This window comes from Cytobacillus gottheilii, from assembly GCF_018582665.1.
Taxonomy (GTDB): Bacteria; Bacillota; Bacilli; order Bacillales; family Cytobacillaceae; genus Cytobacillus; species Cytobacillus gottheilii.
Genome location: NZ_CP071709.1, coordinates 3,053,481 through 3,068,773, shown reverse-complemented (window position 1 = coordinate 3,068,773; position 15,293 = coordinate 3,053,481). Strand labels below are relative to the sequence as shown.

The window sequence follows — 15,293 nt, the reverse complement described above, 5'->3', positions numbered from 1 at the left end:
CCTGATACACTTCAGCAGTGATAAGGAAAGCGAGGGATTTTGATGGCAGATCAAGATCAGAAATTCGATGGAAAAACAAATCATCGATATGGCACAGATATTGGTGAAGTTGGAGAAGTAAAGCAATATGGTGCCTATGGAGCGGGAGACTTTACCGAAGAAACAGCAGCAGAGATTGCTGCTCCTGTCACAACTTATAACCGCAGCAGCAGATCAGAGGTTAAGGATCAGCCTAAAGCAGGCGAAGGAAAAGGTGTTGGTTATACAGCCCTAATCCTTTCAATTCTTTCCCTATTCATCTGGCCGGTTTTAATGGGAGCGGCGGGAATTGTTTTAGGCTTTGTTGCAAGCAGAAAGGGTTCTAAAACCCTCGGAGGATGGGCAATAGGAATTGGAGCAGTATCCATTATTATAGGTCTGTTCATATTGCCATTCTTTTAAACAGCAGATAAAAAAAGAGTCCGGCTTTGGAGCCGGGCTCTTTTCTTGTTTATTGAGTAATGATTTCTTCTTTTTCAGCTTTTGCTTTCTCTTCGGCTTGTTTTGCGAAGTATTCTTCAGCAATTTTATCAATTTCTATTTTTAATTCTTCTACCATGGTTGCTTCAGGTACTTTACGAACAATTTCTCCTTTGCGGAAAAGCAAGCCTTCTCCACGGGCCCCTGCAATGCCTATGTCAGCCTCACGAGCTTCACCAGGACCGTTAACAGCGCAGCCTAAAACGGCTACTTTAATTGGAGCTTTAATTGTTGAGATATACTCTTCCACTTCGTTTGCGATTGAAATTAGATCAATTTCAATACGACCGCATGTAGGACATGAAATAAGTGTTGCAGCATTAGAAGAAAGGCCGAATACTTTTAGCAGTTCCCTTGCTACCTTTACCTCTTCAACAGGGTCAGCACTTAAAGAAATACGAAGGGTATTTCCAATTCCTTTACTTAAAATGGCTCCTAGGCCAGCAGCACTTTTTACAGTACCGGCAAAAAGGGTTCCTGACTCTGTGATGCCAAGGTGAAGCGGGTAATCAAAAGCCATAGACGCTTTTTCATAAGCTTCAATAGCCAAATTTACATCTGAAGCCTTCATGGACACGATAATATCGTGGAAATCAAGATCCTCAAGAATTTTGATGTGATGCAAGGCACTTTCTACCATGCCATCAGCTGTTGGATAGCCGTATTTTTCAAGAATTCTTTTTTCTAAAGAACCAGCGTTTACACCAATTCGAATTGGAATTCCTTTAGCTTTAGCCGCTTTAACAACAGCTTCTACTTTTTCGCGTCTGCCGATGTTACCAGGATTGATTCGGATTTTATCTGCTCCGCCTTCGATCGCTTTTAAAGCAAGCTTATAATCAAAGTGGATATCGACAACAAGTGGAATATTAATTCTCTTCTTAATTTCAGCAATCGCATTAGCCGCTCTTTCATCAGGGCATGCTACACGGACAACTTGACAGCCTGCTTCTTCTAGACGTTTAATCTCTGCAACCGTCGCCTCAACGTCATGTGTCTTTGTTGTTGTCATGCTTTGTATAAATAATTCGTTGCTTCCGCCAATAGTTAAAGGACCAACTTTTACTGGTCTCGTTTTTGTACGATGTATCATCTCAGTCAATGGAGATTCGCTCCTTTTTTTATTCATAAATTTAAAGAACTATGAAAAGAAAGTTCACTTTATTGTATCAATGAAAGACTGAAGTTGACAAGAATGATGCAATGAAACTCTTATGTTTAACACTGCCTTAATATTATTTGTTTATTTATAAGAAGGGAATTTGTAAGTTTTCCCATTTTGTATTTGCTCAGGCTGTATGCCGTTATTTAAGGTTTGGAAATCATTTACAACCGTTTCGATAGCAACAGGAACAGGACCGCCCAGCTCGGCTTCCATAATAGTTAAAACAGTTTCCCCTGGACCGACTTGCTCTTCAAAATATTCAAGGCCTGCTGATTGATGATCCGCTGCAGAGGCTTCTACGGCTATCTCTTTATTCTGATCTGGAAGTGTACCTTTTGTTAAGTCAAAGTAGATAGCGTAAATACAAAGAATGGATAGGATGAAAGCTGATAGTCTCTTCATATTGGATGGCCCCCCAGGAATAATATTCGTGCTTATCCAATATGTATGCCCGTCCTTTTCCATTTATTCATAAAAAACAGCAAAAAAACGCGCAATGCGCGTTTTTATCAAATATGTTAAGATTTTTTTGGCTGAGGGACCTCTTTAATTGCAAGCAGCAGCACAATAACTCCCACAAGCCAGCTGATCATTGCTCCGTTAGGGACAACGGTTTGCAGTGAAGCCATTACGGTAAAGAAAACAGTTGATAATGTTATACTGTATGCAGACATGCGCCAAGTGTGGCGATATTGCAAATTGCGGTTTAGCATGCGTTTGATCAAGAGGCCAATTAAAGCAAGAATAGATACCTCAATAAATCGCAGGCCAGCTGAGAACAGATAAATAAAAATAGCCATAATCGGAAGTACAATAACTAAGAATGAATCAGCTGCCGCTAAATATTCAGTAACTTCTTGTTTAGAGAAGGTCATTCCAGTCAGCATGCTGTAATCATAGGTTTGTACTTGGCCGCCAGCAACAAAAACAAATTCATCTTTTAACAATGCAACCGTATTTTGGTCAGAACGAATATCTGCACTCGTTATTGTTCCAGTGGAATCAAATTGGATGGTCATATCATCTGCAGGAATTGTTATTGGTTTGTTTTCATCTGAGTGAAGCTCTCCATCTTCAATGTAAAAGTCAGGAAATTCATTCTCAATGCTGTTTTTGATTTCTTCAACACTATTCACAATGGAGGTGCTAAGAAAATAAATGGTCGGAATGACAGCGATAAAAGTGAGGAAAAATACATACAAAATGGTTTTTCCAATTCCTTGAAAGCGGAATAAACTAATATCTTTTGGAGAGTATAAGCTTTTAATAAACTGTTTAAAAATATTCATCTTCATTTAGTTGTAAACACACCCTTTTTCGTATTCACTGCCTATTCTAGCTTGTTCATTAATGATGTACAAGTAAATGGAAATGTCTAAATAATGAAACGTTTGTAATCATTTTGTAATATAAACACCGAATGTTAAGCTAATGTAAATTTAACTTAATAATTCTTTACTTTTGGTTGTACACCCATAATAATTGTAAGGGGTTTTGAAGAATATTGTCGATTGATTATTAAAAGTAGGGGTTGAAATTTTTGGAACTAGATGTTCAGCAAATGATATTCCAATTTCTTGGAGGACTCGGGATTTTTCTTTACGGTATTAAAACGATGGGGGATGGACTCCAAAAATCCGCTGGTGATCGATTAAGAGATTTACTGGACAGATTTACAACGAATCCGTTAATGGGGGTATTAGCGGGTATACTTGTTACGATTTTAATACAAAGCAGTTCGGCAACAACCGTTATTACGGTTGGTTTAGTAAGTGCCGGATTCATGACACTGCGCCAGGCGATTGGTGTCATCATGGGTGCAAATATTGGAACAACTGTTACAGCATTTATTATTGGAATTGATGTCGGTGAATACGCATTGCCTATTCTTGCTGTAGGTGCAATTCTAATATTCTTTATAAAAAATAAAAAGGTCAATAATTTTGGACAAATTTTATTTGGCTTTGGAGCATTGTTCTATGGTTTAGAGCTGATGAGTGGCGGAATGAAGCCTTTGAGAAGCTTAGAGGCATTTCATGACTTAACTGTCAGCATGAGTTCAAATCCAATTCTTGGTGTAGTGGTGGGAACAGTATTTACTGTTATCGTTCAAAGCTCCAGTGCAACAATCGGTATTCTGCAAGGTTTATTTGCAGAAGATCTGATCCGTTTGGACGCGGCCTTGCCTGTTTTATTTGGTGATAATATTGGTACAACCATTACGGCTGTTTTAGCTGCTATCGGTGCATCTGTTGCGGCAAGAAGGGCTGCAGCTGTCCATGTTATTTTTAACATCGTTGGAACGACCATTTTCTTGATTTTATTAACACCATTTACCTATTTAATTGAAGTTCTACAATCTGCTCTGGGTCTGAATCCGCAAATGACGATTGCATTCTCGCATGGTATTTTTAATATATCAAATACTCTTATTCAGCTTCCGTTTGTAGCTGTGCTGGCGTATATCGTAACAAAGCTTATACCTGGTGAAGATTCAGTTATTGAATATAAAGCCAAGCATCTTGATCCTGTATTCATTCAGCAGTCGCCGTCGATTGCTTTGGGACAGGCTAAAGAAGAAGTCTTAAGGATGGGGCAGTTTTCTGTTAAAGGGTTAGAAGAAACGCAGGATTTCCTGACAAATGGACATCAAAAGCATTCTGACAATGCTTATCAGCTTGAAGAAGCCATTAACAATCTGGACAGAAAGATTACAGATTATCTCGTATTATTGTCGACAAGCTCACTGTCAGAACATGAATCTGAAGAACATACCATGCTGATGGACACAGTTCGTGATATTGAACGAATTGGCGATCACTTTGAGAATATTATTGAATTGATCGAATTTAAAAAGGCTAATAAAGTGTCCATTACAGATAAAGCGATGAATGATTTGCAGGAGATGTTCGGCTTAACTATTTCTACTGTGAAAGAAGCGCTTCAGGCATTAGATCATAAAGATAAAGACGCTGCCATCGATGTAGTCAAAAAAGAGGAACAAATTGACCAGATGGAAAGAAAACTCCGCAAGCAGCATATCCAGCGCTTAAACGAAGGATTATGCACAGGTCAATCAGGGATCGTATATGTAGATATTGTCAGCAATCTCGAAAGAATTGGAGATCATGCCGTCAATATTGCTGAAGCTATACTTGGTGAAGCAAAGTAAAAAAGGTGAATACTTATTACTTGAAAAGCAAGAGGAGGGTCCTCTTGCTTTTTTTGTGCACTTTTTTTACTGCTTACTTTTCAACTGATGAATGAAATAGTACAATAAGGAAGATTTTAAATCGGATATTATTGGCAGGGAGCTGATCAGATGGAGGCCATCAATTGGATTATTATTGGTGTCTTATTTGTTATTGCATTTGTAGGACTTGTATATCCCATTATTCCAAGTGTTCTTTTTATAGCGGCAGGTTTTGTGCTTTATGGATTTTTATTTTCTTTTGAACCGTTTAGCTGGCTGTTTTGGAGTATTCAAATTCTCTTTGTCATTTTGCTTTTTACGGCAGACTATGCAGCAAATTTAATTGGTGTAAAAAAATATGGCGGCAGCAAAGCCGGCATTTGGGGAAGTACGATTGGCTTATTAGTTGGTCCGTTTGTTATTCCAGTTCTGGGGATATTAATTGGTCCATTTTTAGGTGCCGTTATTGCTGAAGTCGCTGTTCATAGAAAGAACTTGAAAGAAGCTGCGAAAATCGGATTTGGGTCAGTTGTTGGCTTTGTCAGCAGTGTCGTGACAAAAGGAATTATTCAAGCGATTATGATTATTTATTTCTTTTTTGTCGTCTTGTAAATGTGAAAAGCGTGCAGGCGTCAGCTGTATGCTGACGCTGCCTGTTTTTGCATTTTAAAGTATTTAATTAACTCCACAAATTTCTATTGGGCAGTGCTGACAGTCCACTTCTCTTTTTAAATGAGACATATCTTTAATAGTGAATTTTTGATTTTCATAGGAGATAATTCCATCTTCACGTAATTCCTTCAGAAGTCTCTGCACAACCTCGCGAGTACCAAATGTTAAGTTTGCCAGCTCCTGATGTGTAAGAATGAGGTCAATTAAAATTCCCTCTTCCCTTCGAACTCCATAGCTGTTGGCAAGTCGGATCAGCATTGAGTATAGACCGCCCTTTTTTCCATTAATAATTAAGTCTTGGCATTTCATTTGTGCTTTTAGATAACGGGTGCTAAGCCAGGAGGTTAAACTCGCCAGGAGCTTCTTATCATTTAAGAGGTATTCCTCAAATTGTTCTCTCTTAATTTTAAGAAGTTCACAGTCGCTAAGTGCCTTAACGAAAAAATGATAGGAAGGGTTATCTTTAAATAATTGGTACTCAATAATTATTTCTTCGTCCTTTAATATTTTTAATATAAATTCTTTGCCCTTAATATGGTGCCTGCCTAGTGCCAGGTTACCGGACATGAGCAAGTAAATATAATCAACAGGATCTTTTTCTTGAAAAAGAATTGTATCTGCCTTGATATGCACGATTCTTTCATTTGCTATAAACTGCTGAATCAGCAGGCTGTAAAATGAGATATTAAAATCTGACATTTTGTCACTTCCTTATTGGATGCTATATCTCGATTTAAAGCAAAAGTTGTCATGGTGTCAATACAGTTAAGGTGCTGTTTTACCTTGTTTATGAACGATTCTTTGCATAGAATATTGCCGTGTAAACATTTAGTAGATATTTGACAATTTAGCGAAATTTGCTCGTTTTCATGCTTTTAAGAGAATATTTGCGAAAAAAAGGGGTATTTTAACTTTGTCAGCAAAGCGTTTTGTTTGAAAGAACAGGCTATCTTTGGTAATCTAACTTTGAAGTTCTTGAAGTTTCTTAAAATAAAGTGGCTTTGAGACTGAAACTATTCATATACATAGGGAGGAATTTAAAATGGCTTTTGAATTACCACAATTACCTTACGCATACGATGCTTTAGAACCTCATATTGACAAAGAAACAATGAATATCCATCACACAAAACACCACAACACATATGTGACAAACTTAAATAATGCGTTAGAAGGGAACGAAGAGCTACTTTCTAAATCAGTAGAAGAAGTAATTTCTAACCTTGATGCAGTTCCTGAGTCAGCTCGTACTGCTGTACGCAATAATGGCGGCGGCCATGCTAATCACTCTCTTTTCTGGCAAGTAATTGCTCCAAATGCAGGCGGAGAGCCAACTGGTGAGCTTGCAGATGCAATCACTGGCAAGTTTGGCAGCTTTGATGCTTTCAAAGAAGAGTTTGCTAAAGCGGCAACGACTCGTTTCGGTTCTGGCTGGGCTTGGCTTGCAGTAAACAATGGTGAGTTAGAAGTGACTAGCACACCAAACCAAGACTCTCCATTAATGGAAGGCAAAACTCCAGTCTTAGGATTAGATGTTTGGGAGCATGCATACTACTTAAACTACCAAAACCGTCGTCCTGAGTATATCAACTCTTTCTGGAACGTTGTAAACTGGGATGAAGTTTCTAAACGCTATAGCGCTGCAAAATAATAACGATAAATCAAGCACAGCAGATTTTCTGCTGTGCTTTTTAAATTCTAAAGGGCAATTTTGCATAATGCATTGCCCTATGTTAAAAACTACCCTTAGAACCAAAGGGGAGTTTTTTTTATGAGCAGATTTAAAAAGATACTAGGTGATATAGAGGTAACAAGGGATTTAACTTTATTGCTGCTGATTGGAGGATTGTATTCTTTAAGTATTGCCCTTTCAAATACTTTTGTGAATATATTCCTTTGGAAACAATCAGGAGAATATTTCGACCTCGGATTATACAATTTATCCATTGTTGTCTTACAGCTTATTACATTTACCATTGCTGGAAGATGGGCGAAAAAGATTGATCGTGTAATTGTTCTTCGAATCGGAGTTATTTTTCTTGGCATCTTTTATTTGGCAGTACTGATTGCAGGTGGAAATGCATCGGCGTATTTGCTTCTATTAGGCGCTTTGCTTGGAGTAGGCTATGGTTTTTATTGGCTTGCATTTAATGTGTTAACCTTTGAGATTACTGAACCGGAAAATCGCGACTTTTTTAATGGGTTTCTCGGTATTTTAAATTCTGTAGCAGGAATGGCTGGACCAATTGCTGCCGGATTCATCATTTCGAAGATGGAAAAGTTTACAGGATACTCTATAATTTTCGGTATTTCACTAACCTTGTTTTTAGTGGCAGTCATTTTAAGCTTCTTCTTAAAAAGGAGACCCGCAAGCGGAAGGTACTGGTTTACCAGAATCCTCAAGGAGAGAAAAAATAGCTTTAATTGGCGTATGATTACGAATGCCCACTTTTTTCAGGGGCTGCGCGAAGGAACATTTGCCTTTCTCGTTTCAGTCTTTGTTTTTATCTCAACAGGAAGTGAGCTTGCTCTCGGAACTTTTGGTCTTGTCAATTCAGGCATTTCTTTTGTTGCCTATTATATTGTCTCTAGAATGCTAAGGAAACATCAGAGGAAGAAAGCGATATTAATCGGTGGAATTCTGTTGTATGTGAGCATCTTTTTTATCTTGGCAAACATTACATTCCCTAAATTAATGATCTATGCGGCTATTATTGCGGTAGGATATCCGATTCTGTTTGTTCCTTACGTTTCTATGACTTATGATGTAATCGGCACAGCCTGGAAGGCCAGGGAGATGAGGATTGAGTATATTGTGGTAAGAGAGCTATATTTAAATATAGGCAGAGTTGTTTCTGTGCTGGCATTTTTAGCTGGGATCTCCATTTTTAAACCCGAAAATAGCATTCCTGTACTTATCATCATACTAGGAACAGGACATACGCTTATTTATTATTTTATTCATAAAGTGAACCTGGCTGCTTAATGGAAAACATTACATCGAAAAAGACTAGTTATTAATAGAATTTTTTTCTCACTTCTTATAAAATAAGACTAGAAACTTTTTAGGGGAAGTGTGGTTACATTTTGAACAGAAAGAATAAAAAGAAGAATCATGTTCCTTTTCGTCTGAATTTACTCTTCTTTGTTGTATTTGGTCTATTTTCTGTTTTAATTCTGCGGTTAGGATTTGTACAGATTGTTTATGGGGACGATTATAAGCGGGAAATTGAACGGACTGAGGATGTTACGGTAAACAACCCTGTTCCGCGCGGGAAGATGTATGATCGAACAGGGCAAATTATTGTTGATAATACACCGCAAAATGCAATTACTTATACTAATAATGGTGCGAGTCAGGAAGAGATGCTTGAAGTTGCCGAAAGACTGGCTAAGATGATTGACAAAGATACAGAAAAGGTAACGGAGCGGGATCAAAAGGATTATTGGATCATAAAAAATCCAGAGCGTGCGAAAGAAAAAGTGTCAGAGAAAGAATCAGATGCGTTAGCAGAAAAATATGAGGGCACTGAACTCAATAATGAAGTGTACCAATTGCAGTTAGATCGTATTACAGAAGGTGATCTTGCTGAATTAACACCTGAAGATATTGAAATTCTTGCGATATACCGTGATTTTTCAAGCGGCTATGCCCTTACACCGCAAATCGTTAAGAATAAAGATGTTACAGATGAAGAATTTGCGATTGTAAGTGAAAATCTGCAAATATTGCCTGGCGTTGATACTACAACGGATTGGGAAAGAGCTTACACTTATAACAACACATTAAAATCTGTGTTGGGAAAGGTTACTTCTTCTGATGAAGGAGTGCCTGCAGAACAGCTTGACTATTATTTGGCTAGAGATTACAGCCGTAATGACCGTGTTGGCAAAAGCTATATTGAGCTTCAGTATGAAGAGGTGCTTCACGGGCAAAAGGCAAAGGTTAAAAATGTAACGGATAAAGCCGGCAATGTACTGGAAACTATTCCGATCAGCGAGGGACAGAGAGGAAAAGATCTTGTTTTGAGTACAGATATGGAACTGCAGCTTGAAGTGGAAAAGATTATAGAAGAAGAACTTCGTGCAGCGAAAACATCACCTGGCACGACTTTGCTTGATCGTGCGTATGTAGTCTTAATGGACCCTCACACAGGGGAAATCTTAACGATGGCCGGAAAAAGGCTTGTTAAAAACGAGCAAACAGGCAAAACAGAATTGCAGGATGATGCTTTAGGCAATATTACGACAACATATAATGTTGGATCTGCTGTCAAAGGTGCAACCATATTAACTGGATACAATGAGGGAGTTATAAGTCCTGGGACAGTCATTACTGACAGACCATTGCTTATTAAAAACACACCTCCCAAAAAATCATGGAAAACATTTGGTCCGATTAGCGATGTGAATGCTTTAAAGGTATCTTCAAACGTTTATATGTTTGAAACAGCTATTCGAATTGGCGGAGGGAGATATCAGCCGAATCAGCCGCTTCCATTGAACACTGAAGAGGGCTTTAGTACTTTTCGTGATTCCTTTGCTCAATTTGGTCTAGGTGTTAGAACAGGCATCGACTTGCCTAACGAGCAAACGGGATTTAAAGGTGCGAGCAGTCTGCCTGGTTTCATGCTTGACTTTTCCATCGGACAGTACGATACGTATTCAAACATGCAGCTTGCACAATATGTTTCGACGATTGCCAATGGAGGCAATCGGATGGAGCCTCATATGGTAAAAGAAATTCGTGAACCTGTTATGGAAGAAGACCAGCTTGGACCGCTTGTTCAAGAAATTTCTCCAGTTGTTTTAAATCGCATTGATGCTAAGCCTGAATGGATGAAATTAGTCCAAGAAGGATTTAGACGAGTTATGCAAGAAAGAGATGGCACAGCATATTCCTTTTTTGGCAGTAAAGCATATAAACCCGCAGGAAAAACGGGTACAGCTGAAGCCTTCTATGATGGACCGTTGCGCAGTAATTATGGAAAAGAACCGCCAGAGGTTATGAATTTAAGTCTTGTGAGCTATGCTCCAGCCGAGAATCCTGAAGTAGCAATGGCAGTTCTGGTACCTTGGGCCTATCAGGGAAGTGTGGATCATAGAGCCAATTTGAAAATTGGAAACCGTGTAATGGATGCGTACTTTGACTTGAAAGCAAATGATAAGAAAGCTTCTGATACAGAGGACGCTGAAAATACTGAAGATGATACAGAAGAAGAATAATGGAAAGAGCCGCTCCTGCCTATGGAGCGGTTTTTTCTGTTATATGGATTTTTAGACCTAAAAGAAAATAGGTCAAAGAGCCTGTGTTTATATAAAATTCACATTGAATTTACAATATCTTAATAAAAAGCTGTGATAATGGAAGGGGAACTTTAGCGAGAGGGCGTGTCTTTTTGCAATTTATTAAACAGAAATTAGCACATTTGTACCAGAAGACGAGAAATCGGACATATTCCATTCCATTCAAAATGACCATCCAAAGAAAAATTATTCTAACTTTTTGTTTAGTACTGCTCATTTCAGGAGGTCTTGCCGCTTATTCCATTGTTAATACTGCTAAGTCTAATGAACTTGCGGAAGAATTAATACTGGCAGAATCTGTGGAATTGAACTTGATGCAAAATATTCGATTTAATATGTCCGAGCGACTGCGCCTTGTGACGAATTATTTGCTCGAGGGTTCACCGCAATCGATTGAAGATTTTGAAGCAAATGCAGCAGAAAGTGAAAAGATTGAAACAGAGCTTCTTCAGCGTATGGAAGGGAAAGATACCGAAGAAGAAATACATAAGCTGATTAGCTATGGAGCACGCTGGACTGATCTTATGCGAAGCAATGTCATTGGAGTTTATGATGATGGAGACCAGCATAAAGCTTTATTAAATCTTGGAGCTGAACAGGAACAGGCTCAAGATACAATGGCAAGCTTGAAACAGTTAGCAGATGAAAAGCAAAACAATGTATCTGAGCTGGGCAGTACGATAGTGGCAAATGGGAAAAAAGTTACCTTTATGACAGTGATTCTAACTGTTGTGATGGCGATTATTTCTATATTAGTTGGTATTTTACTTGCAAGGTCTATACATTTATCAATTAAACGTATTTCTGAAAGAATTCAAACTATTACAGAGGGTGACTTTAGTCAGCCGGAGATTAAGATTTATTCAAAGGACGAGCTTGGAGATCTAACATCTTCAATTAATAGGATGGTGTCTGATTTAAAACAGCTGATTCACCAGGCTACTTTAACAACTTCTCATGTGCTCGATTCTGCTGACGAATTGACAGCAAGTTCATCTGAAACAATGAAAGGCACCGAGCAAATTACAGGGTCCATCCAAGAAGTCGCCGCATCATCAAGCAAGCAGCTTAATACAGTGAATGAAATAATTGAGACAATAAAACACTTGCAAGATCGTCTGCAAATCTTAACTGCATCTGTCCAAACACTGGATTCTGTTGCCGATCAGGTAGCTGACATGTCAAGGCTGGGGAATGATGTAGTCGGAAATTCTATTTCGAAGATGCAGCAAATTAATGAATCAGTTCATAACGTTTCCTCTTATATAGATGAACTGGGAGAGAACTCTGTAAAGATAGGAACCATTACAGATGTGATTACGAATATATCAGAACAAACCAATTTATTAGCACTTAATGCAGCCATTGAAGCGGCTCGTGCTGGCGAGCATGGCAGAGGTTTTGCGGTAGTTGCTGATGAAGTAAGAAAGCTTGCTGTACAATCTCGGGAGTCTAGCAATCAAATAACGGACCTGATTTCTCAAATTCAAAATGGAATACGAGTAACATCACTTGCTATGAAAAAAAGTACAGATGAAGTTTTGGATGGTACTAAAGCTGTTAATGAAGCTGGTGCCTCATTTCAGAATATTAGTCAGTCCATTACAGAAATGAACAAAACGATCTTTTCCATGAATGATATGGCTGCCGAATTTTCAAACAGTACAGAAATGGTCGCTGAGAATGTGAATGTTTTGACCGAAATGGCCAAAATTAACTCCTCCTACTCTGAGACTGTTGCAACATCAGCGGAAGAGCAGCTGGCTTCTAGCGGTGAAATAACTAATTCTGCGAGAAAGCTCAATGACATGGCTGCACAGCTGCAAATTGTACTTAATAAATTCAAAATATAGTAAAATTGTTTAAAATGGTTACGGATCAGAAAGATGCAGGGCATCAGTGATACAATTGTTTATAGACTCGTAAACTTAGCAGATATCTTAAAAGGAGATTTTCTGTCTAAGGCTTCGGGTCTTTTTTTCTGGGAAATTAGCTCTTATGTATTAGTGAATATAATTTTTAAGCAGATTAAATGAGGAAATGCATAATATTATTCAACCTGAAAACAATATGAGTAATCAAATTGATTACTATTCTTGTATGTTTTACATAAAGGCCAGGTTCAGCTCTAGCAATTTAGCAACCATCTTTTATACTAAAAACTTTGCTAATAGGTCAATCTTCGACTTATTTTACTGCCTAAATATCATATTATTACCGGATTTCGACATATTTACACAACAATCAACGAAGTTTACAAAACATTTACATTCGATTAAAACGAGATTAACAGAACACCTTTATTCTATTACTTGTAGGACAAAACATTGATAACTCTTAGGGGGAATTAAGAAGATGAAAAGCTTGAAGAAACTTAGCATGTTACTATTGCTTGCAGCTGTAATGACAATCATTGCTGCTTGCGGCGGTGGAGAATCAGAGGAAGAACCAGAAGAAAACGCTGGCGGATCAGATGAAAACACTGAAGAGCCTGCTCCAGCTGATGAAGAAGAAGCTTTAGAAGGAAGCGTAGTAATCGACGGATCTGGTACTGTTTATCCTTTCATGGCTAAAATGGCTGAAAACTATATGACTAACGAAGAAGAAAATGTTTCTGTTGAAGTTAGCCGTGCAGGTACATCTGCTGGTTTTGAAAAATTCTTAATTGAAGACGGAACTGATTTCAATGATGCTTCTCGTCCAATCAAAGACGAAGAAATTGCAAAAGCAGGAGAAGTTGGCTTTGAACCTTTAGAGTTAAAAGTTGCTTTAGATGGCTTAACAGTTGTTATCAACAAAGAAAATGACTGGGCTACTGAACTTACTGAGCAACAAGTTAAAGATATTTTCCTTGCAAGCTCTGGCGTGAAAAACTGGTCTGACGTTGATCCATCTTTCCCAGATGAGCCAATCGTTACAATGGGACCTAACGAAAACCATGGTACTTATGAGTTCTTCTTTGATGAAATTCTTGAAGGTCAAGATTTAGTAGAAGGTGTTAACCTTCAGCAAGATTACTCTACTCTAGTTGATCTAGTTTCAAAAGATAAAAACGCTATCGCATTCTTTGGTTATGGTTACTATGAAAGCAACACTGATAAGTTAACTGCTGTATCTGTTGATTTCGGTAATGGCGCGGTTGCTCCAAGCTTAGAGACAATTGGTGAAAGCGAAGAGTTTGATTACTCTCCATTTACTCGCCCGGTATTCACTTACCTTAACCCAGAAATGGCAAAAGAAAAAGCACAAGTTCTTGACTTTGCAATCTACGCTATGGAAAATGCTGCAACTGTAGCATCTGAAACTGGTTTTGCTCCAATTCCAGAAGAAGAGATCCAAGCTAACATTGAAGCTTTAGAAGGTTTACAATAATAAACATCTATTAAACAAAGGTGATAGGAAGATGGGGGCTCTTAAGTCTCATCTTCCTATCTGTTTGATTAAGTATGAAATACCAAATTGGATGAATGGTTTTGGTGAAGGGGGTTTCACAACTTGAATAACAAGTTAGAAAAAAATGCAGTACGTGAAATGGTTGCGAAGAATAAGCAATCACGTTCCGTTTCTGCTATTTTTGAAAAAATAATGCCTAAAGTGTTATTAGTTATCGCTATAATTTCAATCTTAACAACGATAGGGATTGTATTTACATTATTAAGCGAAACAATTGAATTCTTTAAAATTATACCTTTTTTTGAGTTTTTCACCGGCACTGTCTTAAAGCCATTGGGAGATAATGCGGAATTCGGGGTACTCCCATTGCTAACCGGTACAATTATTTCTTCTACAATAGCCATGTTTGTGGCTATTCCAATCGGTTTAATGACAGCTATTTACTTAAGCGAATACGCTTCTGAAAGAGTTAGAAGAGCATTGAAACCAATACTTGAGATTCTTGCAGGTATTCCAACGATTGTTTATGGTTTTTTTGCTTTTACATTTGTCACTCCTCTATTGAGAGCAATCATTCCTTCTTTAGAGCCCACGAATATCCTCAGTCCGGGGATCGTGATGGGAATTATGATTATTCCAATGGTGGCATCTTTATCAGAAGATGCAATGAGTTCAGTGCCATATTCTATGCGAGAAGGTGCCCTTGCACTTGGGGCAACAAAGTTAGAAGTTACTTGGAGAGTAATTGTTCCAGCAGCAATGTCTGGAATTATCGCTTCTTTTGTATTGGGGATTTCAAGAGCGATTGGTGAAACAATGATCGTTACAATCGCCAGCGGAAGTAATAAGAATTTCACCTTTGACGTTACACAGTCCATGCAAACGATGACAGCTTATATAGTTGAAGTTACTGGCGGGGATGCTCCTGCTGGCTCTACCCTTTATTACAGTTTATATGCTGTTGCTATGACATTGTTCGTCTTCACGTTAATCATGAACTTAATTGCACAGTATATTTCTCGTAGATTTAGGGAGGAATATTAA

13 protein-coding genes are annotated in these 15,293 nt (G+C 38.2%); 9 read left to right on the top strand and 4 right to left on the bottom strand.

The genetic code is table 11. The features are described 5' to 3' along the window. Nucleotides 1–42 precede the first annotated feature (42 nt). The gene (locus J1899_RS15230; RefSeq protein ID WP_066443579.1) at nt 43–441 is read left to right on the top strand and encodes a hypothetical protein; all 399 of its coding nucleotides are present in this window, start codon (nt 43–45) and stop codon (nt 439–441) included. A 49-nt stretch (nt 442–490) separates the two neighbouring features. Here the strand turns inward: J1899_RS15230 and ispG are convergent, their stop codons facing one another. The 3 genes from ispG to J1899_RS15215 form a co-directional block, all read right to left on the bottom strand. Then, nucleotides 491–1,612, bottom strand: a complete 1,122-nt coding sequence (ispG, locus tag J1899_RS15225; RefSeq protein WP_180320278.1) for a flavodoxin-dependent (E)-4-hydroxy-3-methylbut-2-enyl-diphosphate synthase — start codon at nt 1,610–1,612, stop codon at nt 491–493. Nucleotides 1,613–1,762: 150 nt separating this feature from the next. Then, the gene (locus J1899_RS15220; protein WP_066443584.1) at nt 1,763–2,086 is read right to left on the bottom strand and encodes a hypothetical protein; all 324 of its coding nucleotides are present in this window, start codon (nt 2,084–2,086) and stop codon (nt 1,763–1,765) included. A gap of 116 nt (nt 2,087–2,202) precedes the next feature. Next, a complete protein-coding gene (locus J1899_RS15215; protein WP_306806920.1) occupies nt 2,203–2,979 on the bottom strand; it encodes a DUF1189 domain-containing protein in 777 nt (258 codons plus the stop codon). A gap of 245 nt (nt 2,980–3,224) precedes the next feature. Here J1899_RS15215 and J1899_RS15210 point away from each other — a divergent pair, with 245 nt between their 5' ends. Both J1899_RS15210 and J1899_RS15205 read left to right on the top strand, forming a co-directional pair. Continuing rightward, on the top strand, nt 3,225–4,856 hold the full coding sequence (locus J1899_RS15210) for a Na/Pi cotransporter family protein (RefSeq protein ID WP_214475007.1): 1,632 nt from the start codon (nt 3,225–3,227) through the stop codon (nt 4,854–4,856). 150 nt (nt 4,857–5,006) lie between these two features. Continuing rightward, nucleotides 5,007–5,489, top strand: a complete 483-nt coding sequence (locus J1899_RS15205) for a DUF456 domain-containing protein (protein ID WP_066443587.1) — start codon at nt 5,007–5,009, stop codon at nt 5,487–5,489. Between the two features lie 63 nt (nt 5,490–5,552). Here J1899_RS15205 and J1899_RS15200 read toward each other — a convergent pair whose 3' ends face one another. Continuing rightward, the gene (locus J1899_RS15200; RefSeq protein ID WP_214475006.1) at nt 5,553–6,248 is read right to left on the bottom strand and encodes a Crp/Fnr family transcriptional regulator; all 696 of its coding nucleotides are present in this window, start codon (nt 6,246–6,248) and stop codon (nt 5,553–5,555) included. A gap of 343 nt (nt 6,249–6,591) precedes the next feature. Here J1899_RS15200 and J1899_RS15195 point away from each other — a divergent pair, with 343 nt between their 5' ends. From J1899_RS15195 to pstC, 6 genes are all read left to right on the top strand, one after another. Continuing rightward, a complete protein-coding gene (locus tag J1899_RS15195) occupies nt 6,592–7,200 on the top strand; it encodes a superoxide dismutase (RefSeq protein ID WP_066443594.1) in 609 nt (202 codons plus the stop codon). Between the two features lie 120 nt (nt 7,201–7,320). Then, the gene (locus J1899_RS15190; protein ID WP_066443597.1) at nt 7,321–8,535 is read left to right on the top strand and encodes an MFS transporter; all 1,215 of its coding nucleotides are present in this window, start codon (nt 7,321–7,323) and stop codon (nt 8,533–8,535) included. Between the two features lie 101 nt (nt 8,536–8,636). Next, nucleotides 8,637–10,775: a peptidoglycan D,D-transpeptidase FtsI family protein gene (locus tag J1899_RS15185; RefSeq protein ID WP_214475005.1), complete on the top strand. Its 2,139-nt coding sequence runs from the start codon at nt 8,637–8,639 to the stop codon at nt 10,773–10,775. Nucleotides 10,776–10,948: 173 nt separating this feature from the next. Next, entirely contained in the window at nt 10,949–12,709 is a 1,761-nt protein-coding gene (locus tag J1899_RS15180) for a methyl-accepting chemotaxis protein (RefSeq protein WP_214475004.1), read from the top strand. Between the two features lie 502 nt (nt 12,710–13,211). Continuing rightward, nucleotides 13,212–14,228 carry a PstS family phosphate ABC transporter substrate-binding protein gene (locus J1899_RS15175; protein WP_214475003.1) on the top strand — a complete coding sequence of 339 codons (1,017 nt, stop codon included), beginning with the start codon at nt 13,212–13,214 and terminating at the stop codon, nt 14,226–14,228. A 159-nt stretch (nt 14,229–14,387) separates the two neighbouring features. Then, nucleotides 14,388–15,293 (top strand): phosphate ABC transporter permease subunit PstC, encoded by a 906-nt coding sequence (pstC, locus tag J1899_RS15170; protein WP_066451503.1) that lies wholly within the window; start codon nt 14,388–14,390, stop codon nt 15,291–15,293.